Source organism: Monashia sp. NPDC004114 (genome assembly GCF_053603855.1).
Map to the genome: position 1 here is coordinate 16,719 of NZ_JBSGGK010000020.1, position 22,865 is coordinate 39,583.

General features: G+C 72.3%; 22 protein-coding genes and 1 pseudogene. 11 read left to right on the forward strand and 12 right to left on the reverse strand.

Annotation, left to right across the window (positions count from 1 at the left end; all coding sequences use genetic code 11):
* Positions 1 to 68: 68 nt before the first annotated feature.
* The 5 genes from ACWEOW_RS20795 to ACWEOW_RS20815 all read right to left on the reverse strand — a co-directional run bounded on the left by ACWEOW_RS20795 (position 69) and on the right by ACWEOW_RS20815 (position 4,513).
* Entirely contained in the window at positions 69 to 605 is a 537-nt protein-coding gene (locus ACWEOW_RS20795; RefSeq protein ID WP_452271154.1) for an N-acetyltransferase family protein, read from the reverse strand.
* Positions 606 to 689: 84 nt separating this feature from the next.
* Positions 690 to 1,481 carry a histidinol-phosphatase gene (gene hisN / locus ACWEOW_RS20800; protein WP_452271155.1) on the reverse strand — a complete coding sequence of 264 codons (792 nt, stop codon included), beginning with the start codon at positions 1,479 to 1,481 and terminating at the stop codon, positions 690 to 692.
* Positions 1,482 to 1,531: 50 nt separating this feature from the next.
* Positions 1,532 to 2,575: a ribosome small subunit-dependent GTPase A gene (gene rsgA / locus ACWEOW_RS20805; protein WP_452271156.1), complete on the reverse strand. Its 1,044-nt coding sequence runs from the start codon at positions 2,573 to 2,575 to the stop codon at positions 1,532 to 1,534.
* Positions 2,576 to 2,588: 13 nt separating this feature from the next.
* On the reverse strand, positions 2,589 to 3,971 hold the full coding sequence (aroA, locus tag ACWEOW_RS20810; protein ID WP_452271157.1) for a 3-phosphoshikimate 1-carboxyvinyltransferase: 1,383 nt from the start codon (positions 3,969 to 3,971) through the stop codon (positions 2,589 to 2,591).
* The gene (locus ACWEOW_RS20815) at positions 3,968 to 4,513 is read right to left on the reverse strand and encodes a DoxX family protein (RefSeq protein ID WP_452271158.1); all 546 of its coding nucleotides are present in this window, start codon (positions 4,511 to 4,513) and stop codon (positions 3,968 to 3,970) included. The genes aroA and ACWEOW_RS20815 overlap by 4 nt, the downstream gene beginning before the upstream one ends.
* A gap of 157 nt (positions 4,514 to 4,670) precedes the next feature.
* On the opposite strand from ACWEOW_RS20815, the gene ACWEOW_RS20820 reads away from it, so the two are divergent.
* The 4 genes from ACWEOW_RS20820 to rsrA are packed head-to-tail and all read left to right on the forward strand — an operon-like array spanning position 4,671 to position 7,370.
* Positions 4,671 to 5,507: an SOS response-associated peptidase gene (locus tag ACWEOW_RS20820; RefSeq protein WP_452271159.1), complete on the forward strand. Its 837-nt coding sequence runs from the start codon at positions 4,671 to 4,673 to the stop codon at positions 5,505 to 5,507.
* Entirely contained in the window at positions 5,504 to 6,145 is a 642-nt protein-coding gene (locus ACWEOW_RS20825; protein WP_452271160.1) for an alpha/beta hydrolase family protein, read from the forward strand. The genes ACWEOW_RS20820 and ACWEOW_RS20825 overlap by 4 nt, the downstream gene beginning before the upstream one ends.
* 17 nt (positions 6,146 to 6,162) lie before the next feature.
* The gene (locus ACWEOW_RS20830) at positions 6,163 to 7,083 is read left to right on the forward strand and encodes a sigma-70 family RNA polymerase sigma factor (RefSeq protein ID WP_452271221.1); all 921 of its coding nucleotides are present in this window, start codon (positions 6,163 to 6,165) and stop codon (positions 7,081 to 7,083) included.
* On the forward strand, positions 7,080 to 7,370 hold the full coding sequence (gene rsrA, locus ACWEOW_RS20835; protein WP_452271161.1) for a mycothiol system anti-sigma-R factor: 291 nt from the start codon (positions 7,080 to 7,082) through the stop codon (positions 7,368 to 7,370). Before ACWEOW_RS20830 ends, rsrA begins: the two co-directional genes overlap by 4 nt.
* A 135-nt stretch (positions 7,371 to 7,505) precedes the next feature.
* Here rsrA and ACWEOW_RS20840 read toward each other — a convergent pair whose 3' ends face one another.
* A complete protein-coding gene (locus ACWEOW_RS20840; RefSeq protein ID WP_369791897.1) occupies positions 7,506 to 7,580 on the reverse strand; it encodes a 50S ribosomal protein bL37 in 75 nt (24 codons plus the stop codon).
* Positions 7,581 to 8,177: 597 nt separating this feature from the next.
* Here ACWEOW_RS20840 and ACWEOW_RS20845 point away from each other — a divergent pair.
* From ACWEOW_RS20845 to ACWEOW_RS20855, 3 genes are all read left to right on the forward strand, one after another.
* Positions 8,178 to 9,488 carry an HD-GYP domain-containing protein gene (locus ACWEOW_RS20845; RefSeq protein WP_452271162.1) on the forward strand — a complete coding sequence of 437 codons (1,311 nt, stop codon included), beginning with the start codon at positions 8,178 to 8,180 and terminating at the stop codon, positions 9,486 to 9,488.
* Complete coding sequence (locus tag ACWEOW_RS20850) at positions 9,485 to 10,780, forward strand: HD-GYP domain-containing protein (RefSeq protein WP_452271163.1); 1,296 nt, start codon at positions 9,485 to 9,487, stop codon at positions 10,778 to 10,780. The genes ACWEOW_RS20845 and ACWEOW_RS20850 overlap by 4 nt, the downstream gene beginning before the upstream one ends.
* A gap of 231 nt (positions 10,781 to 11,011) precedes the next feature.
* Entirely contained in the window at positions 11,012 to 12,172 is a 1,161-nt protein-coding gene (locus ACWEOW_RS20855; protein WP_452271164.1) for an NAD(P)-dependent malic enzyme, read from the forward strand.
* Positions 12,173 to 12,227: 55 nt separating this feature from the next.
* On the opposite strand, the gene ACWEOW_RS20860 is transcribed toward ACWEOW_RS20855, so the two are convergent.
* The 4 genes and pseudogenes from ACWEOW_RS20860 to ACWEOW_RS20875 all read right to left on the reverse strand — a co-directional run.
* Positions 12,228 to 12,851, reverse strand: coding sequence for an energy-coupling factor transporter transmembrane component T family protein (locus tag ACWEOW_RS20860; RefSeq protein WP_452271165.1), 624 nt, complete (start codon positions 12,849 to 12,851; stop codon positions 12,228 to 12,230).
* A complete protein-coding gene (locus tag ACWEOW_RS20865; protein WP_452271166.1) occupies positions 12,848 to 13,558 on the reverse strand; it encodes an energy-coupling factor ABC transporter ATP-binding protein in 711 nt (236 codons plus the stop codon). Before ACWEOW_RS20865 ends, ACWEOW_RS20860 begins: the two co-directional genes overlap by 4 nt.
* On the reverse strand, positions 13,555 to 13,899 hold the full coding sequence (locus ACWEOW_RS20870) for a biotin transporter BioY (protein ID WP_452271222.1): 345 nt from the start codon (positions 13,897 to 13,899) through the stop codon (positions 13,555 to 13,557). Before ACWEOW_RS20870 ends, ACWEOW_RS20865 begins: the two co-directional genes overlap by 4 nt.
* Positions 13,900 to 13,985: 86 nt before the next feature.
* Positions 13,986 to 14,168, reverse strand: a pseudogene (locus ACWEOW_RS20875) (biotin transporter BioY); the annotation flags it as partial.
* Between the two features lie 229 nt (positions 14,169 to 14,397).
* Between ACWEOW_RS20875 and ACWEOW_RS20880 the strand changes: the two are divergent.
* On the forward strand, positions 14,398 to 15,369 hold the full coding sequence (locus ACWEOW_RS20880; protein ID WP_452271167.1) for a zinc-binding dehydrogenase: 972 nt from the start codon (positions 14,398 to 14,400) through the stop codon (positions 15,367 to 15,369).
* Positions 15,370 to 15,426: 57 nt separating this feature from the next.
* Here the strand turns inward: ACWEOW_RS20880 and ACWEOW_RS20885 are convergent, their stop codons facing one another.
* Both ACWEOW_RS20885 and cofD read right to left on the reverse strand, forming a co-directional pair.
* Positions 15,427 to 16,539: a coenzyme F420-0:L-glutamate ligase gene (locus ACWEOW_RS20885; RefSeq protein ID WP_452271168.1), complete on the reverse strand. Its 1,113-nt coding sequence runs from the start codon at positions 16,537 to 16,539 to the stop codon at positions 15,427 to 15,429.
* Positions 16,536 to 17,564: a 2-phospho-L-lactate transferase gene (gene cofD / locus ACWEOW_RS20890; RefSeq protein WP_452271169.1), complete on the reverse strand. Its 1,029-nt coding sequence runs from the start codon at positions 17,562 to 17,564 to the stop codon at positions 16,536 to 16,538. Before cofD ends, ACWEOW_RS20885 begins: the two co-directional genes overlap by 4 nt.
* Positions 17,565 to 17,825: 261 nt before the next feature.
* Here cofD and ACWEOW_RS20895 point away from each other — a divergent pair, with 261 nt between their 5' ends.
* Genes ACWEOW_RS20895 through ACWEOW_RS20905 form a run of 3 tightly spaced genes read left to right on the forward strand, consistent with a single transcriptional unit; the run spans position 17,826 to position 22,865 of the window.
* Positions 17,826 to 18,092 carry a WhiB family transcriptional regulator gene (locus ACWEOW_RS20895; RefSeq protein WP_452271170.1) on the forward strand — a complete coding sequence of 89 codons (267 nt, stop codon included), beginning with the start codon at positions 17,826 to 17,828 and terminating at the stop codon, positions 18,090 to 18,092.
* Between the two features lie 37 nt (positions 18,093 to 18,129).
* Positions 18,130 to 21,402: a glycosyltransferase family 2 protein gene (locus tag ACWEOW_RS20900; protein ID WP_452271171.1), complete on the forward strand. Its 3,273-nt coding sequence runs from the start codon at positions 18,130 to 18,132 to the stop codon at positions 21,400 to 21,402.
* Entirely contained in the window at positions 21,399 to 22,865 is a 1,467-nt protein-coding gene (locus ACWEOW_RS20905; RefSeq protein ID WP_452271172.1) for a DUF5719 family protein, read from the forward strand. Before ACWEOW_RS20900 ends, ACWEOW_RS20905 begins: the two co-directional genes overlap by 4 nt.

The following is a 22,865-nucleotide window of genomic DNA, read 5'->3' on the forward strand; positions in this document are numbered from 1 at the left end:
ACGTGTGGCCGGTGGGACGGAGTGCTCACTCGACTTGGAGGATGGCGTGGGCCAGGGGATCCGGCGGGTCAGGGCAGCGGGCGCTCGAGGACGTAGTCGTCCTCGTAGACCCCACCGACGAGGAAGCGCTTGGTGCCAACGCGCTCGAAACCGCTCTTGGCGTAGAAGCGCTGGGCTCGCTCGTTCTGCTGGTTGACCCCGAGCCACACCCCGGTGGCTCCGCTCGAGCGCGCCCAGTCGAGTGACCTTCTCATGAGCTCGGCGGCCGCTCCGGTGCCGTGGGCCGCGGGCAGGACGTAGATCTTGCTCAGCTCCACCGTCGGCCTCAGCCGGATGGCGTCGCGGACGTCGGCGTCGTAGGGCTCGCCGGAGACGAGCATCGCGTAGCCGAGGGCGGCGCCGCCGGCGTCCTCGGCCACGAGCACGTGCCGTTCGGGGTCGGCAACGTACTCGACGAACCGCTCCGGTGAGAGCACCTCGCGGATGAACGCCTCCACGCGGTCCTGGGTCATGCTCGGCGGGCACGCGAGCCCGAACGTGGCCGCCGCCACCTCCGAGAGCACTGGCACGTCATCGGCCGTGGCCGCGCGAACAGAGAGGCTCATGCGAGATCACGCGCTGTAGCGAAGCGGAGGCGCCAGGTCATGCGCCGAGGGTATGCCGCCCCGACGGAGGTGCGCCCGCCCGTCTCAGCCGGACGGCATACCGATCCGCCGGAGCACCTCGGCGTGGAGGAGGCCGTTGGTCGCGAGCGCGTTGCCGCTCCAGCACCCGTCTCGTCCGTCGAGGCCGGTGAAGCGTCCTCCGGCTTCCTGCACGATGGCCACGAGGGCGGCCATGTCATGCACCGCGAGGTCCGGCTCCGCTGCGATGTCCGCGGCGCCTTCGGCGACGAGCATGTAGGACCAGAAGTCGCCGTAGGCGCGCGTGCGCCAGCAGTCGTCCATGAGGTCGAGGAAGTCGTCGCGCTTGCCCCGCACCCGCCAGCCGGCCAGCGACGAGTACGACAGGGACGCGTCACCGAGCCGGCCGACCTGGGAGACGTTGATGCGCCTCGCCGACGACAGCGACCGCCCGGTCCAGGCGCCGGATCCCGTTGCGGCCCACCACCGCCGCTGCAGCGCGGGCGCTGCGACGAGGCCCAGCACCGGCTCGTTGTCGACGACGAGCCCGATGAGCGTGGCCCACACCGGGACGCCACGGACGAAGTTCTTCGTGCCGTCGATCGGGTCGATGATCCAGCGCCGCGGCCCGTGACCCGTCGTCTCGAACTCCTCGCCCTCGACGGCGTCGCGCGGCCGGGTGCGCTTGAGCTGGCCGCGGACGAGCTCCTCGGCGGCCCGGTCGGCGTCGGTGACCGGCGAGAGGTCGGGCTTGCTCTCCACGACGAGGTCGGCTGCGCGGAACCGGGCCACGGTCACGCGCTCGACGGCGTCCGCGAGGACGTGGGCCAGTCGAAGGTCGTCGTCGTAGGAGGTCACCCGGTCAACCTAGCGCCACGGACAGCCGTGCGGGCGGAATGCCCAGAGCGTCAGCGTTCCTCACCCGAACGGCTCGCAAGCAGCCGCCGCAGCGAGGCCAGCCGCGAGGGACCGGCCGGTCCGGCGTGGCCCTGCGCGACCCAGTCGTCGAGGGCGCAGTCCGGCTCGTCGTGCGTGCAGCCTCGGGGGCAGCCCTCGGTGCCGGCCGCGAGGTCGGGGAAATGGTCGATGATCCGGTCGACGTCGATGTGGGCCAGCCCGAAGGACCGCACCCCGGGCGTGTCGATGACCCAGCCGTCCGGGTCGCCCGCGGCGTCGACGAGCCGGAGCGCCACGGCGTTCGTGGAGGTATGCCGCCCCCGCCCGGTCGTGTCGTTGACGTCACCCGTCGCTCGCTGCGCACCGGGCACAAGACCGTTGACCAGGGTGCTCTTGCCGACACCGGAGTGGCCGACAAGCACGGAGACCTGACCGGAGAGCCGGTCGCGCAGCTCCTTGAGACCGGTGAAGTCGGCGCCGTTCCACGAGGTCACGACGTGCTCCACCTCCAGCGGCGCGTACGAGCTGAGGAACTCGGCGGGGTCGACCAGGTCGGACTTGGTCAGCGCGAGCAGCGGCTCGAGCCCCGCGTCGTATGCCGCGACGAGGCACCGGTCGATCATCCGCGGGCGAGGCTCGGGGTCGGCCAGAGCCGTGACGATGACGAGCTGGTCCGCGTTGGCGACGATGACGCGCTCGAAGGGGTCGGTGTCGTCGGCTGTGCGGCGCAGCACGGACCGCCGCTCCTCGATGCGCACGATCCGGGCCAGGGTGTCCTGCGCGCCGGAGGTGTCGCCGACGAGAGCGACGTCGTCGCCGACGACGACGCGGGTGCGCCCGATGTCGCGTGCCTTCATCGCGACCACGACCCGCTCGCGCTCCTTGCGCCCACCGGATCCGCGCGGCAGCAGGCACGTGTAGCGGCCACGGTCGACACCGATCACCATGCCGACCAGCGCGTCGGCGTGGGCCGGGCGCTCTTTCGTGCGGGGCCTCGATCCCTTGCGGCTCGGGCGGACGCGGACGTCGTCCTCGTCGAGGTCCCGCGGGCTCATCGAGCGGGCCCGGTCATGCGAGCCGCACTGCCGGCATTGGGCCGAGGTCGCCCGCGAGCATGCCCTGCCACAGGCCGACGAAGTCAGGCAGCGTCTTTCGCGTGGTCCCGATGTCCTCGACGCTCACCCCGGGCACGCGCAGGCCGATGATGGCGCCCGCGGTGGCCATGCGGTGGTCGTGGTACGAGCGGAATCGCCCGCCGTGCAAGGACGCCGGGGCGATGCGCAGTCCGTCCTCGGTCTCGGTGACCCGGCCGCCCAGCGCTGAGAGCTCGGCAGTCAGGGCGGCCAGCCGGTCGGTCTCGTGGCCCCGGATGTGGGCGACGCCGCGGATCCACGACGGAGTGGAGGCGAGGGCCGCGAGCGCTGCGACCGTCGGCGTCAGCTCGGCCGCGTCGTGCAGGTCGATGTCGATGCCGACGAGCTCGTCGCCGCCGACGACCGTCAGCCCCGACCGGTCGAGCCGCACGTCCGCGCCCATGGAGTCGAGGATCTCGCGGAGCATGTCACCGGCCTGGGTCGTGTGCTGCGGCCAGCCCGGGACGCGGACGGTGCCTCCGGCGACGAGCGCGGCCGCGACGAAAGGACCGGCGTTGGACAGGTCCGGCTCGACAGACACGTCCAACGCGTTGATCTCCGAAGGCTCGACGCGCCACGTGTTGGGCTCGCTGTCATCGACGATGGCCCCGGCGTCACGCAGGGTCTCGACCGTCATGATGATGTGCGGCTCGCTCGGTACCGGCTTGCCGTCGTGGTGCACGGTCACGCCCTCGTCGTAGCGGGCTCCGGCGAGCAGCAGCGCCGAGATGAACTGCGACGACGCCGACGCGTCCATGGTCACCGAGCCGCCCGGCACACCGCCCTGCCCGTGCACCGTCACCGGCAGGTGCCCGTCGGCGTCGTCGACGGCCGCGCCGAGCACGCGAAGCGCGTCGACGACAGGAGCCATCGGCCGAACCCTCGCCTGCGGGTCGCCGTCGAGGCGGACCGGGCCGTCGGCGAGCGCGGCGACCGCAGGCAGGAAGCGCATCACGGTCCCGGCGAGGCCGCAGTCGATGGTCACGTCTCCGCGCAGGCGCTCGGGCGGCGTGACGAGCCAGTCGTCGACCGATCCCGAGGGCTCGCCCTCGGCGGGGACGTCGACGATCCGCACGCCCAGCGTGCGCAGGGCGTCGGCCATCAGGAGCGTGTCGCGGGACCGGAGTGGGGCCCGCAGCCGCGACCGCTCGCTCGCGAGCGCCGCCAGGATGAGGTAGCGGTTGGTCAGTGACTTGCTGCCGGGCAGGACGACGGTCGCGTCGAGCGGCCCTCCAGCTACGGGGGCGGCCCAGTCCGGCGGGGCGATGAGGGTGTCGCCGGTGGCCGGCGCGGTGGGCGATGGATCAGCGGGACTCAATGTGCGCTCACGACGTCCTGTGCTCGATGGGCGATGAAATGGGCCTCGCGCGAGGCGGCTCGCGCGGCGTGACGGGCCTCGCGGCGCGTCGTCCTGCTGGCGTGCTGCGCGCGCCAGACCAGACCCGGCCTGCCCTCGGTGTCGACGGCTGCGAGTAGCAGCCCACCGAGCAGGCCGACGTTCTTGAAGAAGAGGCTGCGGCTCTGTGCCTTGCGGGTGGGGTCGGTCTCCTCCCAGAAGGCGTGGTCGATGGCCGTCGTGGGCACGATCGAGGCGGCGAGCACCGTGGAGGCCAGCCGCGGCATCCGGCCCGTCGCGAGGAGCAGACCGCCGGCGATCAGCACGCCGCCGTTGACCTGGACGAAGACGTCGGGGTCCTTGGCGGCCCGGGCTGCGACCTCGGAGCCCGGGACCCGGTCGGGGACCTTCTCCAGCAGGTTGGCAGCCTGGTGGCTGCGGCTGGAGGGATGGCGCAAGGCGTCGATGCCTGCCGCGACGAACACGGAGGCGAGCAGGGGACGGGCGAGACGGCGGACGATCATTGCGGCTTCCTCCTTCGGCCGAGGCGCCGTGCGGCAAGCCTGGCCTCGCGGATTGGTTGGCTCCTACGTTATCGACATACCCGACCCGGCAGCGGAGCCGCCCACAGGGATTCGCCGCGCGGTCGCGTCGTCGGCGGGGCGGCATACGCTGAGCCGCATGTGTGGGAGGTATGCCGCGAGCGCGCGGCCCGACGAGCTCGTCGAGGAGTTCGACATCGACGAGGACCACATGGGCGAGCCCGGGCGCAGCGTCCTGAAGAACCCCCAGTCCCCGCCTGCCGGCGAGCCCGACTGGAACATGGCGCCGTCCAAGCAGGCTGCGGTCGTGCTGACCCGGTCCCCGCGCGGCGCCGACGACGCAACGCCGCCGACCCGGCAGCTGAGGCTGCTGACGTGGGGGCTCGTGCCCGCCTGGGCCAAGGACGTCAAGATGGGTCTGCGCATGACCAACGCCCGCGCCGAGTCGGTCCTCGGCAAGGGCGCGTTCGGCAAGGCGGCGCTGTCGCGCCGCTGCATCGTGCCGGCGGACGGCTGGTACGAGTGGCAGGCCTCGCCGACCGCTGTCGACGCCAAGGGCAAGCCCCGCAAGCAGCCGTTCTTCATCCACCGCGCCGACGGGCGCCCGGTCGCGTTCGCCGGGCTCTACGAGTTCTGGCGTGACAAGGAGCGTCCGGACGGGGATCCCGAGGCCTGGCTCACGACGTTCACGATCATCACCACCGCCGCCGACCCCGGGATGGACCGCATCCATGACCGGCAGCCGCTCGTGCTCGAGCCCGAGCAGTGGCAGCAATGGCTCGACCCCGCCGAGAAGGACCCCGAGGTGGTGCGCTCGCTCCTCGAGTTCGCCCAGCCCGGCCGGTTCGAGGCGCACCCCGTGAGCCGCGCGGTCGGCTCGACGAGCAACAACGGCGCGTGGCTCGTCGCGCCCGTGCCCGCCGCCGAGCTCGACGGGGTCGTCGACCCCATGACCGGCGAGGTGATCGGGGCGTGACGGCGCAGCCGAAGGAGACCGTGCGCGAGATCGACACCCCCGAGGGGCCGGGCCGCGCCCACGTATGCCGTCCCACGCGCGCCCGCGGCACGGTGGTCCTCGGGCACGGGGCCGGGGGAGGCCTTCGCGCCCTCGATCTGACCGTCGCACGTGAGGTGCTCCTGGCAGCGGGCTGGGCAGTCGTCCTGGTCGAGCAGCCGTGGCTCGTCGCCGGCCGTAGCGTGGCGGGACGCCCGCCGACGCTCGACGTCGCCTGGGTGCCCATCGTCGAGGCGCTGCTGGCAGGGCGCGGCAAGCTGCCGCGCCCGCTCGTGGTCGGCGGACGCAGCGCCGGAGCGCGGGTGGCGTGCCGGACTGCCGAGCGACTGGAGGCCGACGCGGGCCTCATGCTCAGCTTCCCGCTGCATCTGCCTGGACAGCCCGACAAGCTACGCGCCCACGAGCTGGCCCTCGCACCAGATCCCACCTGGGTCGTGCAGGGCACCAACGACACCTTCGGCACGCCCGCGGAGGTGCGCCCACACCTGCCGCGTGGCGCGACCCTCGTCGAGGTCCCCGGCGCGCACAGCTTTCCCAAGGGCTCCCGGGGTGCCCTCACCGACGCGCTGGTCCGCATCGCGGGAATGCTCCCCGGTTGACCGTCGTTGCACCAGCCATGGTCTACTGCCCGCCGAACGCCTCAGTCCGCCCGGCGACGACATCGACCCCGTCGACCACCTCGACCACCTCGACCACCTCGACCCTGCGTGAATCGGCCTCTCAGAGCGCCGGTCTAGGCTGGATGGCGATGGCAAAGGACAAGCAGACTGACCAGGCCGCGGCGACGTGGGTCGCCGAGCCGCACGCCCAGCCCGAGCGAGCGAAGGCGTCACGACGTAGCGCGCGCGCCACGGACACCGCCGCGACGGCCTCGACCCCGGCCGCAGCACAGGCCGCGGCGACTGACGACCGGACGGTCGACGTCGCCACCGAGACCGAGGACCAGCGTCGCACCCGTTTCGAGGTCGAGGCGATGCCCCTGCTCGACCAGCTCTACAGCGCTGCGCTGCGCACGACCCGCAACCCCAGCGATGCCGAGGACCTCGTCCAGGAGACGTACGCGAAGGCGTTCGCCGCCTTCCACCAGTACCGCCCCGGCACGAACCTCAAGGCGTGGATGTACCGCATCCTCACCAACACATATATCAACAGCTACCGCAAGAAGCAGCGCCAGCCGCTCGAGTCGGACTCGTCCGACATCGAGGACTACCAGCTGGCGCGCGCCGAGTCGCACTCGTCGTCCGGGCTCCGGTCGGCCGAGGCCGAGGCGCTGGACCACCTGCCCGACTCAGACGTCAAGCGTGCGCTGCAGGAGATTCCGGAGGAGTTCCGGCTCGCGGTGTACTTCGCCGACGTCGAGGGCTACTCCTACAAGGAGATCGCGGAGATCATGGACACACCGATCGGGACCGTGATGAGCCGGCTCCACCGCGGGCGGCGGCAGCTGCGTGAGCTGCTGTCGGAGTATGCCGCGGAGCGGGGTTTCGTCGCGGCCGGCACCGGCGCGGGGGCGGGCACGGAAGGAACCGCGTCATGAACGACGACACCCAGGGCGACGAGCTGCACGAGCGGTCCGGCACCGACTGTTCCGAAGCCCTGCTGCGGGTCTACGAGTACCTCGACGGCGAGCTGGGCCCGGAGGACTGCGCCAAGATCCAGGCCCACCTCGACGAGTGCGGCCCGTGCCTCAAGGAGTACGACCTCGACACCACGCTCAAGGCGCTCGTACGGCGTTCGTGCGGCGCGGAGCACGCTCCCGAGGCGCTGCGGACCACGATCATGTCGCGCATCTCGATGACCGTGATCCGGATCGACCGCGGCTGAGCGCGGCGCCAGGCCACGCGGCCACGGCCCACCCGGCCCCCCCCGCATCCGGCCAGCTTGGCGCCGGCGCGGCTCACGGCATACGAAAGGCCCGTCCCGAAGAATCGGGACGGGCCTTGTCGTCTGTCTCGCTGCTCAGGCGTTGGGCTTGCGGCCGTGGTTGGCGGCGTTGCCCTTGCGGGAGCGGCGCTTGCGGGCGCGCTTGCTCATCGTCTGCTCTCTTTCATGATGCTGGTGGTCTGTCGTGTCCGGGCGGGTGAGGGGACCTGGACGCCTCGTCGGCGCGGGTCGGTCGTCACGACGCCAGACACGAAGGCCGATTCTTCCACATGGGCACCTCAGGGCCCAATCGGTCTGCTGATCACCAAGAGACGTTAAATTCTTGGTCAAGAAGCGACCGTGCGAGTTCGCTCAACTTTCCAGGCGGCTGGCCATTTTGGCAGGCTACCGCGCGAGGGAGACCTCACATGTTCCGTGCTGCGTGCGGCGCGGCCCCTAGCGGTGCACGCATTCGGAACAAGGACGCTTGGTAAGGAGCCCCCATGTTCGCCGCACTTCTGTCGGCCCTCGCGGTCGACGACCTGACCCTCCAGGCGATTCAGTACCTGACGACCTGGACCTGGGGCGGCGGCTGAGTCGCCCCGGCTGGCGTGGAACCGGCCTGCGTACCCGCGTTGGCATCCGGCCCGGAACGGGCGCGAGAACGCCCCGACACTGCACGGTCTCGTGCCGGTTCGTCCCATGCTGCTCGTCCTGCGATCCGTCCATGTCTTGCAGGACCCATCCGTCCTCAGGCTTGAATAGCGTGTGACCACCCGTCCCGAGCAGCCACCCCCGTCGCGGCTGCTGCCCTTCTACATCGCGTTCGTCGTCGTGCTCGGGCTCGCGCTCGGCGTGGTCTCGTGGATGTTCGGCCGCCACCCGGACCTGCTTCCGCTGCTGCTGCTGACGGCCATGGGGATCCTCAGCTTCAACCTGCGCGAACCGGCGGTGACCTCGCGCATCGGCTTCTCGTTCCTGTCGATCATCCTGCTCGCCTCGGGGGCGATCCTCGGGCCGTTCGGCGCGTGGTGCGTCGGGAGTCTCTCGGTCGTCATCGACCGGGAGAGCGAGGTCAAGTGGTTCCAGAACCTCTTCAACGTCGCGATGACCGGCACGATCGGTGCCGCCGGAGCGTGGGCGTATGTCTTCGCCAACGGGGCCGACAACCTCAACGACGTCACGGGTCTGGCGAACCTCGCGGTGCAGGTCGGCGTGCCCCTGATGGTCGCGGACGTCGTCCAGTGCATCACCAACGCGGTGCTGCTCTCCGGAGTCATCCACCTGTACCAACGGGTGCCCTTCGGGGTGTTCGTCCGCCGCGTGCTCGTCAGCTCGGGTGTGGCCTACGTCGGCTACGGGATCATCGGGTTCCTCTTCGTCATCCTGTGGTTCCCTGCCGACCTTGGCGCCTTCAGCGCGCTGCTCATCATGGCTCCGCTGCTGGCGGCCCGGTGGGCGTTCATCCAGTACGGCGAGGAGCTCCGATCGCACGAGCGGACCGTTGACACCCTCGTCACCGCGCTCGGCACCAAGGAGCCGCAGGCGGTCGCGCGCAGCCGCCGCGCAGCGATGCTCGCCGAGTGGGTCGCCGAGGAGCTCGGGCTCGGCCCCCACCAGATCGGCACGGTCCGGTATGCCGCGACGCTCCACCAGATCGGGCACCTGGGTGTGCCCACGCGCCTGCTGCGCCGGGCGCCCGAGTCGCTGACCGACGCCGAGCGCCGCGTCGTGGCTCGGCACTGCGTCATGGGAGCCCGGATGATCGAGGGCATCGACTTCCTCGAGGACGCACGGTCCGGCATACGCCACCAGCACGAGCGATTCGACGGGCGCGGCCGGCCCGACGGTCTCGCTGGGCTCGACATCCCGGTCGCGGCGCGCATCGTGGCCGTGGTCACTGCGGTCGAGGACCTGTCGACGGCGACGCCGGCCGCGCCCGGCGTGGCGGTCGCCGAGGTGCTGCGGCCGCTCGACCGGGACTCCGGGCGCTTCGACCCGAGTGTCGTCTCGGCCACCCGTGCCGCCCTGGAGAAGCACGGCTGGCAGGCCGCAGTCACGTCAGGGGCCGGCCGGTGAGCGGGCCGTCTCGCAGTGAGGGGGTGGCGCTCGTCCTCGGCGCGGTCGGGCTGGTGCTGTCCGTCGTGGTCGCGACGCGGACGGGGGACATGCCCGGCTGGCACCAGCAGTCCAGCATCGGCGTCGTCGCCGCGTTCTCGGTCACCATCGTGCTCGGTGAGTGGTTCCAGCTGTCGGCACCCGGGCTGCGCGGGGCGGCGCCGATCGCGACGGCTGCTGCGTTCGGGCTGGCCTTCACGGTCGAGGTGCCCGAGGGGCACTTCGTCACGTATGCCGCCGCGCTCGTCGTCGCCGCCACCGGGGTCTCGATGGGACTGGGGGCCGGGGCCAGACTGCTCGCGGGGCGGCCGGTCAGCTTCGTCGAGACGGCCGGCCGGTTCGTCGCGGTCGGCGTCGTGGCGGTGCTCTACCGGACCCTCTACCTGGGACAGGAGCCCGGGACAGCGGTCCCCGGCGACAGCCTCGTTCCGTGGCAGCTTGCGCTGCTCATGCTCGCGATCTCCGGAGTCGCCCTGCTGGCCGACATCCTGTTCACGTCGACCCTGCGGGCCTGGTCGGCCACCGCGAACGTCCGACGCGCGTTCGTCGAGGAGCTGTGGTCCTCGTTCGCCCTGTCGACCGCCGTCGCCGTGACCGGTGTGCTCATCGCTCTCGCGGCGCCACCGCTCGGGATCGCGGCGCTGCCGCTGTTCCTCGTGCCCCTGGTGCTGACGCTCTTCGCCTTCCGCCGCTACGTCAGCATCCGCGCCACCTACCTGCAGAGCATCCGCACCCTTTCCCGGCTCACGGACGCAGCCGGGTACACGCCGTCCGGCCACTCCGAGCGCGTCGCGGACGTCGCCGTCCGGGTCGGCCGGGAGCTCGGGCTGTCCGAGCGAGAGCTGCTCGACCTGGAGTATGCCGCGCTGCTGCACGACATCGGCCAGGTCGCCCTGGTGGAGCCGATCCCCGGAGGGGCGACCGTTCTCGCCGCCCCTGCGGACCAGCGGCGGATCGAAGCCGACACCGTGGCCATCGTCCGGGAGACCGGTGTCTTCGAGGGCGTCGCCCGGATCCTCGAGCACCAGACGACGCCGTACCGCCAGGTCCGCGAGCTCGGCGAGGAGATTCCCCTCACGAGCCGGATCGTCAAGGTGGTCAACGCCTACGAGGACCTCACCGCGGGGGCCCGCAGCGTCCGCGCCCGCGAGGCCGCGATCGAGCGGATCTACCTCGGACTCGGATACGAGTACGACCCGCGCGTCGTCGACGCGCTGCTGCGCGCGCTCGGCGCCACGACGCCCACCGGCTGACCCCACACCGCATTGGGACGCCTTGAGACGCCTTGAGACGCCTTGAGACGCCTTGAGACGGTGCTCACAGTCCGGCGCCGGCCCCTTTGAGCAAGGCCGTCTCGCATGCCAGAATGGCGACCTTCGGGCAACCCCCGTCGCGCGAACGACTCGCAGGCCAGACCCCGGCACTGTCTATCAGTGAGGGCGGTCTGCCCTCGTCTTTCCCACGCGAACGAGGTGTTTCCAACCATGAGTGCGTTGCCCACCAGCCAGCTGTTCGACCCGAGGGACCCGATCTTCGTGGCCCATGAGGGCGGCAAGCTCGGGGTACACGCCACGTCGGCGCTGCGCGACGCTGCCGACCTCTCGCTGCTCTACACCCCGGGCGTCGCCGAGGTGTCACGAGCCATCGCGGCCGACCCGGCCCTCGCCACGATCTTCACCACCCGCCGCAACACCGTTGCCGTGGTCAGCGACGGCACCGCCGTGCTCGGCCTCGGCGCGGTGGGGCCGCTCGCCGCCATGCCGGTCATGGAGGGCAAGGCGGTGCTGTTCAAGCACTTCGCCGACGTCGATGCCGTGCCGGTGTGCATGGAGACCGGGACTGTCGAGGAGATCGTCGAGGCGGTCGCCCGCATCGCGCCGACCTACGGGGGCATCAACCTCGAGGACATCTCGGCGCCACGCTGCTTCGAGATCGAGCGGCGCCTCAAGGAGCGGCTCGACATCCCCGTCTTCCACGACGACCAGCACGGCACGGCGATCGTGGCCCTGGCGGCGCTGCTCAACGCCGTCAAGGTCGTCGAGAAGGAGCTGGCCGACCTCACCGTCGTCGTGTCCGGGGCCGGTGCCGCCGGGGTCGCGGTGACCCGGATCCTGCTCGCGGCAGGTGTCGGCGACGTCATCGTCACGGACTCCAGGGGCGTGCTCGGCCCGGACCGCGGCGACCTGGCGCCGCACAAGGCCGAGCTGGCCGCCGACACCAACGCACGAGGCGTCACGGGCAGTCTCGGCGACGCCCTCAGCGGGGCCGACGTGTTCATCGGGGTCTCGGGCGGGACCGTCGCCGAGCGCGACCTCATGCGTATGGCGCCGCGGGCCGTGATCTTTGCGCTCGCGAACCCCGACCCCGAGGTCCACCCGGGCGTGGCCACCCGTTTCGCCGAGGTCGTGGCCACGGGGCGCTCGGACTTTCCCAACCAGATCAACAACGTGCTCGCGTTTCCCGGGATCTTCCGGGGTGCCCTGGACTCCGGGGCTCGCGCGATCACCGAGGAGATGAAGCTCGCGGCCGCCGAGGCGATCGCCGCGCTCGTCCCGGAGCCGACAGCGGATCGCATCGTTCCGAGCGTCTTCGACGACCGGGTCGCCCCGAGCGTCGCGGCTGCGGTGTCCCGGCTGGCCGAGTAGGGCCGATGCCTGTGGTGCCAGGCGCACCCTCTGCTGTGCGCCTGGCACCACACCATCAGGCGCGGTCGTCCGGATCGGTGAGGCCACGGGCCGCGAGTGCCTCACCGGTCGCCCTCGCGTAGGCGACGGTGTGCACCACGGTCGGCACGACGAGTGCGCGGAGGCTGCGGTCCAGGCCGCGCGCGCGGGCCGACTGGCGCACCGCTGCGAACGACCCGGCCACCCACGGCACCGAGCGGACAGCGACACCGAGCGTCAGCGCGACGACCTCCGGATCGACGATCCGGCGCAGCGGTCGTGCCGCTCGCACGACGCCGTCGAGCAGCTCGGTCACCGGCGTCGTCGCCGTGAGGATGCCGGCCGCCACGAAGGCGTTGGCGATGCCGAGGACGACGCGGACGGCATACGGGAGGTCTCGAGCCCACCACTGGTACGCGCCCAGCACGACGAGGACGGGTGCCAGCGCGCGCAAGGACCTCAGGAGGCGGTGGGCCGGCAGGCCCGCGGCCGCCACTACGAGCACGAGGACCAGCGACACGATGGCCATCGGCCACACACTCGACGCGAGCCATGGCACGGCACCGATGAACAGAACGCCGACCAGCTTGAGCCACAAGGGCGCTCGATGCAGGAACGACGTGCCGGGCACATGCGCCGTGAAGAGACCTGGCCCGGTCATGAAGAGTCCGCAAGGGCACGGTAGAAGGCCACCGCGTCCGCAGGCTGCCCGTCGTACACGATGCGGGCGTTGTCGACGACGAGTGTGCGCTCGGCGTCGAGGGCGAGGTCGAGGTCGTGCGTCGCGACCACGAGAGTCTGCGGCAGGGCCGCCAGCGTGCGGCGGAGCAGGGTGGTGTTGCGCCGGTCCAGCAGCGTGGTCGGCTCGTCGAGCACGAGGACCGCCGGCTCGGTGGCGAGCACGACCGCGAGCGCCAGCAGCTGACGCTCGCCGCCGGACAGGTCGTAGACGCTCTGGTCGGCGAGTCCCGTCAGGCCGAAGCGCGCAAGCACCTGCTCGGCCGCCGCACGGCGCTCGGACCGTGACCGGTGGATGCGCCGCAGCGACAGCTCCACGTCCTCGCGCCCTGTCGGCATGACGAGCTGGGAGAGGGGGTCGGTGAATCCGAAGGCGACGCGCCGCCTCACGCGCGCTCCGTCGCGGACCGTGTCGATCCCGTCGACGGTCACCGTGCCCTGAGTCGGGTGCACCAGGCCGTTGAGCAGTCGCAACAGCGTCGACTTGCCCGACCCGTTGGCGCCGATGACGGTCACCCGGGACTCGTCGAGCGTGAGGTCGACCGGTTCCAGGATGGTCTTCTGCCGAGGGCCGCGGTCTCCGTCGAGCAGGACCGCGACGGTCGCGTGGTCGAGCCGGATCGAGGTCACAGGATGCGGCGGGTGCGCCTCACGAGCACGTCGGGGAAGGCGCGGTGCACGGCGGCCGCGGCCACACCCGCGACGATGGACTTGAGGACATCGCCGGGCAGGAACGGCAGGTCCGCGACGACCGCGGCGCCGAGGGGCAGCTTCGCGTTGACCATGAGGCCGAGGATGCCGAGCGAGTGGACGACGAGGACCGACGTCGCGACGCCGGCCGCAGCGAGCAGGGGCGCCCACAGCGCGCGTCGGGCGCGCCGCACCACCTGGACGGCTGCGAAGCCGGCCACGACGGCGGCGACCGGGAACGACAGCAGGTAGCCGGCTGTCGGTCCGGCCAGGACCTGCAGTCCCGAGGTGCCGCCGCTGAAGACGGGGAGACCGACGTAGCCGAGCGCACGAGGTAGAGCAGGACGGCGAGCCCGCCGCGCGCCGGCCCGAGCACGAGACCCGTGAGAAGTACCGCGAGGGTCTGCAGGGTGAGCGGCACACCGAAGCCGCCGACGGGTATGCCGGGGACGACCGCGGCGGCCACGAGCAGCGCCGTGAAGACCGCCACCAGAGCCACCGACCGCGCGTCGGTGCCGCGCGGCGCTCGGGGCTCGGCTGCAGCCGGCATACGGGATGGCTCGGTCGCCGGGCGCGGCTCGACCTGGGTGTCGTCGTTCACGCGCAGGACCCTACCGGTGGCCCGCGAGGCGCTCGAGACGCGCCCGCATCGAGGAGGACGTGGCTGGGTGGCAGGTATGTCGGCGGCGACCCCTCGACGTGCGGCGTCCAGAGGACGTGACGCGTGTCGTCGATCACGGGCCGGACCCTGCGCCGAGCCCGGTCAGTATGGTGCTGGAATGCTCGCTGCCTACGCCGCAAGTCAGTCCGCATCCGACCCGCTGTCGGGTCTCGTCGTCGGCGAGCGCCCGGACCCGACGCCGCCTCCTGGCTGGGTCACGGTCGACCTCAAGGCAGCCGCTCTCAACCACCACGACGTCTGGTCGCTGCGCGGCGTCGGGCTGCCCGCAGACAGGCTGCCCATGGTGCTCGGCTGCGACGGGGCCGGAGTCGACGAGCAGGGCAACGAGGTCATCATCCACTCCGTCGTGCCCTCGGAGGGCTGGCGTGGCGAGGAGACGCTCGACCCACGACGCACGCTGCTGTCGGAGCTGCACGACGGGACCCTGGCGGAGAAGGTCGCCGTGCCGGCGACGAACGTCGTGCCGAAGCCCGAGTCGATGTCGTGGGAGACAGCGGCGTGCCTGTCGACGGCGTGGCTCACGGCATACCGGATGCTGTTCACCAACTCCGGCGTCCGGCCGGGTGGCACCGTGCTCGTCCAGGGCGCGGGCGGGGGAGTGGCGACCGCTCTGGTGCAGCTGGGCTCGGCCGCCGGGTACCGGATGTGGGTCACGTCCCGGGACGAGGCCCGCGGCCGACGGGCGCTGGACATCGGCGCCGACCGCGTCTTCGCCAGCGGTGAACGGCTGCCCGACCGCGTCGACGCCGTGATGGAGACCGTCGGCGCGGCGACCTGGTCGCACTCGGTCAACTCGCTGCGCTCGGGCGGCACGATCGTCATCTCGGGTGCGACGTCCGGCGACGCCCCGAGCAAGGCGGAGCTGACCAAGATCTTCTTCCGCCAGCTGCGCATCGTCGGCTCGACGATGGGGACCCGAGAGGAGCTCGCCCAGCTGGCGCAGCTGGTCGTGCAGCAGCGGATCGAGCCCGCCGTCGACTCGGTGCTGCCGCTGGCTCAGGCTCGCGACGGGTTCGCGCGGATGGTCGACGGCGACGTCTTCGGCAAGGTGGTCTTCACGGTCGGGTGAGCGCAGCGGCGCGCTCCGGGATCGCCGCGCCGGCGCGCGCCCGGGGCGGTACGCGTCTCAGGAGTGGTCGGCGCTGACGTGGACGACCACGGAGAGCCCGTCCGCCGACGGCGTCTCGGCATCGCCATGAAGGAGCTCGCACCACAGGGCGGCCTGCAGGCGTGCAACGACCATGCCGAGCTCGTATGGCGTGTCGGCGCCGAGAGTGACGGTGAGTGGTCCCATGTCGGCGGTGGCCGAGTCGAGGCCGTGGAGCGCCGCGCGCACAGCCCGGGACACGGCATCGACTCGCGTGTCCGGGCCGGCCGGGGCGATCCCGACCTCGGTGGCGACATCGGTGCCGGGCTCGACACCGAGAGCGGCCCGCACCGCCTCCGCACGGCCGTAGCCGAACCAGTCGCCCGGCCCGGTGCGCACGAGGTCGCGACCGCGCGGGTGGCTCTCGAGCGGCTCGTCGACGAGGATGTTGCGCAGGCCGCGAATGACCGCGGCCGGCACGGCCGCCACTTTCCCTTTGGCCAGATCGGCGGCCGAGGCGATCTCGTCGGCGAGCGCTCGCGTCGTGACTTCGAGCGGCTTGCCGTCCGCGTCGACACCCCCGCGGAGATCGTCGAGGACGCGCAGGCCGTGGGCACCGAGCGCGAAGTCGACCTGACCGACCCGCCAGGGACGACCGGCCGTGTCGCTGAGGACGACGCCGACCCGGACGCCATGCCGCGCGCCGAGGCCGTCGTGGATCTGCTCGCACACCCGGTCGGGGTCGTGGGGGAGCAGCAGCCATCCACCGCGGTCGCCGGTGTTGGAGCCGTCGACACCCGCCGCGGCCATGATCGGCCCGGCCTTGGCCCGCACGATCCGGGTCACCCGGTCGCCGGCGGTCCGCTCTGCGACGACGTACTCGGTCTCCCCGGCCACGACCCGGTCCTTGTCGGGGTCGTGGGTGACCAGGCCGAGGGCCTTGCTGGCGATCTTGCTGGACACGACGACGACATCGCCGTCGGCGAGGCGCACGCCCGCGTGCTCGAGGCCGAGGTCGACGAGCGCGGTGAGGTCGTCGCCTTCGCGCACCTCGGGTATGCCGGTGAGCGGGATGATCGTCACGAGCGCGGTGCCGCTCTCGGAGGGGACGTCCGGCTCGCTCGCGCCGGTCCCGGCGGCTACGTCGGTCATGCGGGAGCTCGCTCGGAGCGGAGCCGCAGCCCCAGGTCCAGCGCGGCCCCGGCGATCGCCCCGGCCGCGTCGACCGAGGTCATGAGCAGGGGCCGGTGGACGACCTCGAGCCCGGGCCTCGCCTGCATCGGGTCCTCCTCGTCGACGAGCCAGCCGTCGAGGAAGTCGGCGTAGAGCCCGGCCACGGCAGCGCTGGTCTCCTCGACGCCGATCGTGCGAAGACACACGTCGGCGTGCCCGCGGACGGGACGGCCCCCGACGAGCGGAGAGACCCCGACGACCGGTGCGCGGCTGCCCCGGAGCGCGTCGCGCACCCCGGGCACGCCGAGGATGATGCCGATCGAGACGACGGGGTTGCTCGGCGGCAGGATCACGACATCTGCGTCCCGGATCGCGTCGAGGACGCCGGGAGCCGCCGCGGCGTGGTCGAGCCCCGCGACGACGAAGCGCTCCGCCGGGAGCTCGGCCCGGTGCCGGACCCACCACTCCTGGAAATGGATCGCGCGCTGCTCGCCGTCCTCGTCGACGACGACGTGGGTCTCCACCGGGGTGTCGGTCATCGGCAGCAGCCGGACCCCTTGGCGGTCCAGCCCCCAGCGCAGGGACAGCCGCTCGACGACTGCGCTGAGCGGCATACCCTGGCCGAGCAGCTGCGAGCGGAAGACGTGAGTGCCGAAGTCCTTGTCGCCCAAGGTGAACCACGTGGGGGTCGCGCCCAGCTCGGCCAGCTCGGCGGCGACGTTGTGAGTCTCGTCGGCCCGCCCCCAGCCCTGCCCCTCGTGGATGCCTCCGCCGAGGGTGTAGAGGAGCGTGTCGAGGTCGGGGCACACGCGCAGGCCGAACAGCGTGATGTCGTCGCCGGTGTTGCCGATGACGGTCAGCTCGACCGGCTCGACCAGCTCGTCAGTGCCGGTGAGGGCATCCCGCACAGGGCCGGGGGCGGTGCGGGCAAGCTCGACATGATGCAGCAGGCCACGAAGGAATCGGGCTCCGCCGACTCCGCCGGCCAGGGCTGTGATGCGCATGCGCCGATCCTCTCAGCCGCGCCGGGCGCCAGCGCATCGCGGGTCGGTGTGGAGTCATCGGACGGAGCGAATATCACTAACGGGCTTGACTCACGGGGTATGACACGCTTGTAATTTCATTGTTGTATTCGTCGAAGTCGGTCGTCGTGGTGGTCGGAACCGTGCGTGGGCAGCCAGCTCTCGCACCCCGCTCGCAGGGGAACGGTATCGCCGGATGCAGCCAGTGCTGACACAAGTGGAAGTCAGGGTCGAGGAGGGGTCATGCACGAGTTGATGTTGGTCATGTCGGATCCGGGTGGCGGGGAGAGCGAGCTCTCCTGGCAGGAGCGTTCGCTCTGCGCCCAGACCGACCCGGAGGCGTTCTTCCCCGAGAAGGGCGGTTCCACCCGCGAGGCCAAGAAGGTCTGCGTGGGATGCGAGGTGCGCGCCGAGTGCCTCGAGTACGCCCTCGCCAATGACGAGAGGTTCGGCATCTGGGGTGGGTTGTCAGAACGGGAGCGCCGCAAGCTGAAGAAGCGCGCGGTCTGACCGTGTGGTTCCGACCCGGCTCCGAGCAGGTGTCCGGGTGAAGGTGACCGCTGTGCCCGACGAGCTCGCCGCTGACCTGACCACCTCCGCCACCGCGGGGGGATCCCCGTCTGGATCGGTGTCCGCCCCTCCCTCCACAGGACCCCGACCCATCGGACTGGTCGACGCGATCGTCGTCGTGCACGACGGAGCCGCCTGGCTGGCGCAGTGTCTCGACGGCATCGCCGCACAGACACTGCCGCCAGCCCGGCTCGTCATCGTCGACGTCGCGAGCAGCGACACGTCGGTCGCGATCGCCCGCGCGCACCAGCGCGTACGCCAGGCCGTCGGATCCGTTCGGATCGTCACGCTCGACGCCGCGGTTCCCGTCGGAGGGGCCATCGAGCACGGTATGCAGCAGCTGCCCGGTGAGCGTTCCGGCTGGGTGTGGGTGCTGCACGACGACTCCGTCCCCAGGGCGAATGCGCTCGCACTGCTGCTCCATGCCGGGCTCCGGTCCAAGTCGGTCGGCATCGTCGGCCCGAAGCTGGTCAGCTGGGATGACCAGCGGCGCCTCGTCGGCCTGGGCATCCAGGTCACCCGCACGGGGCGCCTGCTCGGGTCGCCCGCGCGCGGCGAGGTCGACCAAGGGCAGTACGACCACCGCGCCGACGTCCTGGCCGTCAGCACGAGCGGGATGCTCCTGCGTCGCTCGGTCTATGACGACCTCGGCGGGTTCGACCGCACCTTTGTCGCCGAAGGTGCTGGTCTCGACCTCGGCTGGCGGGCCCAGCTCGCCGGACATCGCGTCGTCGTCGTGCCCGCCGCCGTCGTGCGCGACGCGTCCGCGAGCCTTGACGGCCGCCGTACGGGAGTCCCGCGTCCCGGTGACATCGAGCGGCGCGCCCGCCGCGCCGCCCGGCAGGTCGCGCTGGCTCGCTGCTCGCTGCTGCTGGCACCACTGCTCGTGGTGTGGATGGTGCTGGCCGCGATCGTCGCGGCGGTCATGCTCCTCGTCGCGAAGCGCCCGCGGCGGGCCTGGCGGGAGATCACGGACCTGTCGGCGGTCCTGCACCCCGTGGCCACGACGGGCGCACGATGGCGCAGCCGCCGCACGAGGCGCCTGCACAGCGGCGACCTGGGGTCGCTGTTCGTCCCCCCGTCCGTCGCGGCGCGTGCCACCTTCGACCAGATCCAGGACGCGGTCGCACCCGAGCGCGCCGGAGCCAAGCGTGAGGTTGCGACGACGACCGAGACGGGCCCGGTGGCCGAGGAGTCCGAGTCACTCGACAACCTTCCGGCCTCGCTGCCTCGGCGGCTCCTGACGCACCCCGGGCTGCTGGCTGTTGTTGCCACCCTGGTCGCCACGACCGCTGCCTGGCGAGACGCCCTGCGGGCAGGAGCACTGTCGCCGACCCGCGTCGGCCTCGCGGGAGGCGAGCTGCGCGCCGTCACCACGGGGTCGTCGGGGCTCTGGCACGCCTTCCGCGACGCCTGGCACGGCGCCGGCCTGGGCACGGGCACCGAGTCCGGACCGCACCTCGCTGTGCTCGCGGGTCTCACCTGGATCGCCGAGCGGGTGCCCGGTGTGGCCGACAGCCGGTCGACGGCGGGCGTGACCATCGCCTGGCTGCTGTTCCTCGCGCCGGCGCTGTCCGCGTGGACGGCATACCTCGCCGGACGTGTCGTCACCTCGTCCCGGGTGGCTCGTGCCGTGGCGGCGTTCGCCTGGGCCACCGCGGGTGTGCTCACGACCGGCGTGGCGCAAGGCCGCCTGACGTTCGCGGTCGCCCATGTCCTGCTGCCGCTGGTCCTCGCCGGCTTCTGTCTTGCCGCACGGGGGGACGGCACCTTCACCGCGACGTTTGCCACCGCACTGGCCACGGCCGTCCTCGGAGCCTTCGCGCCGCCCTACCTCGCGCTCTCCGTCGTGGCCGCGCTCGCCCTGCTCGTCGTCGGTCCCGGCCTGCGCCGAGCACGCGCGCTGGTGCTTCTCGTCGTGCCCACCGCGCTGCTCGGACCGTGGGTCGTGCGGTTCCTCCAGGACCCTGCGCTGCTCGCAAGCGGTCCGGGACTCGTGTCGACGGACGGCGCGCCGAGCCCGTGGGAGCCCCTGACGAGCGCCCTCGCGCAGGCGGGCCGGGGGTCCGCCGCCCTGTGGCTGGTCCTGCCCGTCGTCGTCCTCGGCGTGCTCGGCTACGCGACCCGCTCCCGCAGCCGCGCCGAGACGGCAGGCCTTGCGGCCGGCGGCGCCATGGTTGTCGCGGGTCTCGCCATCGCGCTGGCATCGAGCCGTTTCGTGCTCGGCTCTGCCGAGACGGGCGTCGGCGAGTCCGGCGACGCCCGCCTCTGGGCGGGTGTGGGCCTGCAGCTGTGGTTCGCCGGGGTCCTCGTCGGGCTGCTCGCGGGCAGCCGGTCCGTCCTCGCCCAGCTCGAGCTGCCGGGCCGGAGGTGGGGTTTCGTCGGAGCCGTGTGTGCGGTCAGCCTCGTCGTGCTGCCGCTCGCGGCGGGCGCCGCCCTGTGGGGCCTCGAGGGGACCGGCCGCACCCTGTCGGTGGGCCAGGCGGCGCTGCCTGCCGTAGCGGTCGAGCAGGCCAACGGACCCACCGCCAACCGGCTTCTGGTGATCCGACCGTCAGACGACGTCGTCGACTTCGTCCTCGCCGGGCAGGAGCCTGGCGAGCTCCTGCGCGACCTCGACCGCGTCCCCGACGCTGACGAACAGCCGCTCGTCGACGCCGTCGCCACCTTCGTCGGTGGGCGCGAGGCGGACGCACTCGACTCCGCCGCGCTGGCGCGGCTCGGCATCGGCTTCGTCCAGGCCACGGCGGGCGCCGACTCCGCGACCGCGCGCCGCATCGACTCCGGCCAGGGCCTGAGCCGGCTCGGCACGAGCGACCAGGGCATCCTCTGGAAGGTGCAGCCGATCGCCCCGGCTCCGGGTGCGGAGGCGGCCAGCGCTCCGTCGCGGGCGCGCCTCGTCGACGCGTCGGGCAGGCTCATCGCGGTCGTGCCGACCATCGGTCCGCACTCCGCGGTCGACGCCTCCCTCGAGGCCGCGCCGAAGTCCGGGAGCGGAACCCGCCTCCTCGTCCTCGCCGAGCCGCTCGAGTGGGCCGACCACGCGACGGTCAGCTTCGACGGGCGGCTGCTGCAGCCCGTCAAGGGCGCAGCTCAGCCGACGTATGCCGTGCCGCCCGGCGCGGGTCAGCTGACCGTCGACCTCGCGGCCGGCCAGCCGTGGTGGCGCCTGGGTCAGGCCCTGCTGCTCGGCTTCGTCGTCTTCATGGCCTTGCCGTTCGGTAACCGCCGGTCGAGGAGGCGGGCATGAGGCATCTCGGAGGTGTCGCCCGGGTCGGCGCGGTGACGCTGACCGCGGCCGCGCTCGCGCTCGCCGCGACGCACGTCAGCGGTTCGGTCCAGCTCGCCGACCGGCACAGCGGAGCCGGACTTCCCGACTCCTCGAGCGTGCTCGTCGACCAGGCCACACTCGTCTGCCCGGGCCAGCAGCGACTCGGCGCCGTGGGCCTGCGTGACGTCAAGGGCGACGTCGTGACCGCAGTGGCGCCGCTCCCGGAAGGCCTCGTCTCAGGCGTGCCCGACGGCGGCTCCGGCACCGTGACCCTGGAAGGCGGGCCGGACGCGACCAAGATCTCCTCCGGTGGGCAGAGTGGCCTGGTCGTGAGCGCACCGGTCACAGCGGCATACCCCGTCGTCGCGCGAGCCAAGAGCGCGCTGGCGCCCGGCGCAGTGGCGACCCAGGTCTGGCGGCATACCGGCGACGATGACCGAGGCCTGGCCGTGACGCCGTGCCAGCCCCCCTCGTCCGATGTCTGGCTCGTCGCCGGAGGGGCTGGCGCGTCGCGCACCGAGCGGCTGATCGTCAGCAACCCCGGAGCCAACGCGGTGACGGCGTCGTTGGAGATCTTCGGCACCAAGGGACGGCTTCCCGGCACGGACGACCACTCGGTGTCGATCCCGCCGCTGTCCAGGGCCGTGATCTCGCTCGATGCAGTCGCCCCCGACGAGCCGGGGCCGGTCGTGCACGTCACCGCGACCGGCGGCGTGGTGTCCGCCGTGCTCGACGAGCAGTGGGTCGACGGAGCGACCGCGCGCGGCATCGACGACGGCACCCGCGCCGCACCTCCGTCGAAGGACCTCGTCATAGCCGGCGTCGACGTCAGCGGCGCGGTCTGGGTGCGGATCGCCAACCTCGGTGACACCGAGGCCCTGGTCCAGGTCCGGCTCCTCACCGACAAAGGTGCGGTGCAGCCGGACGTCCTGCGAGCAGTCCGGGTCCCTGGCCAGTCGACCACTGCCGTGCAGGTCCCGGGAGCGTCCGGTGCGGTCGGCCTCGGGCTGCGCTCCGACGAGCCGGTCGTCGCCTCGGCGTGGACCGAGCGACGTGCGACCACGGCCGACCACATGGGTGACTTCGCGTGGTCCCCGGCGACGCCCGCCCTGCGTGGCGTCTCGGGCCTGGCGCTCCCGGCGCTCGGCGGCATGACCAAGCGGCTGCTGCTCAGCACGGGTTCGACGGCGTCCAGCGCCCAGGTGCGGATCGGGTCGGGTGCGACCGGCCGAACGACCACCGTGGACGTCCCCGCCGACTCGACGCGGGTCGTCGACCTCGGGGACGCCGACGCCGTCTGGGTCGTGCCAACAGGTGCCGGACTGCGAGGTGCCGTGTCGGTGGTGGGTGCCGACTCCGGGGTTCCGCTCTACTCCGTCGCCTCGCTCACCGACGCGCCGCTGCGGGCCCTGTCGCTTCCGGTCCGCCAGGTGCGCAACTGA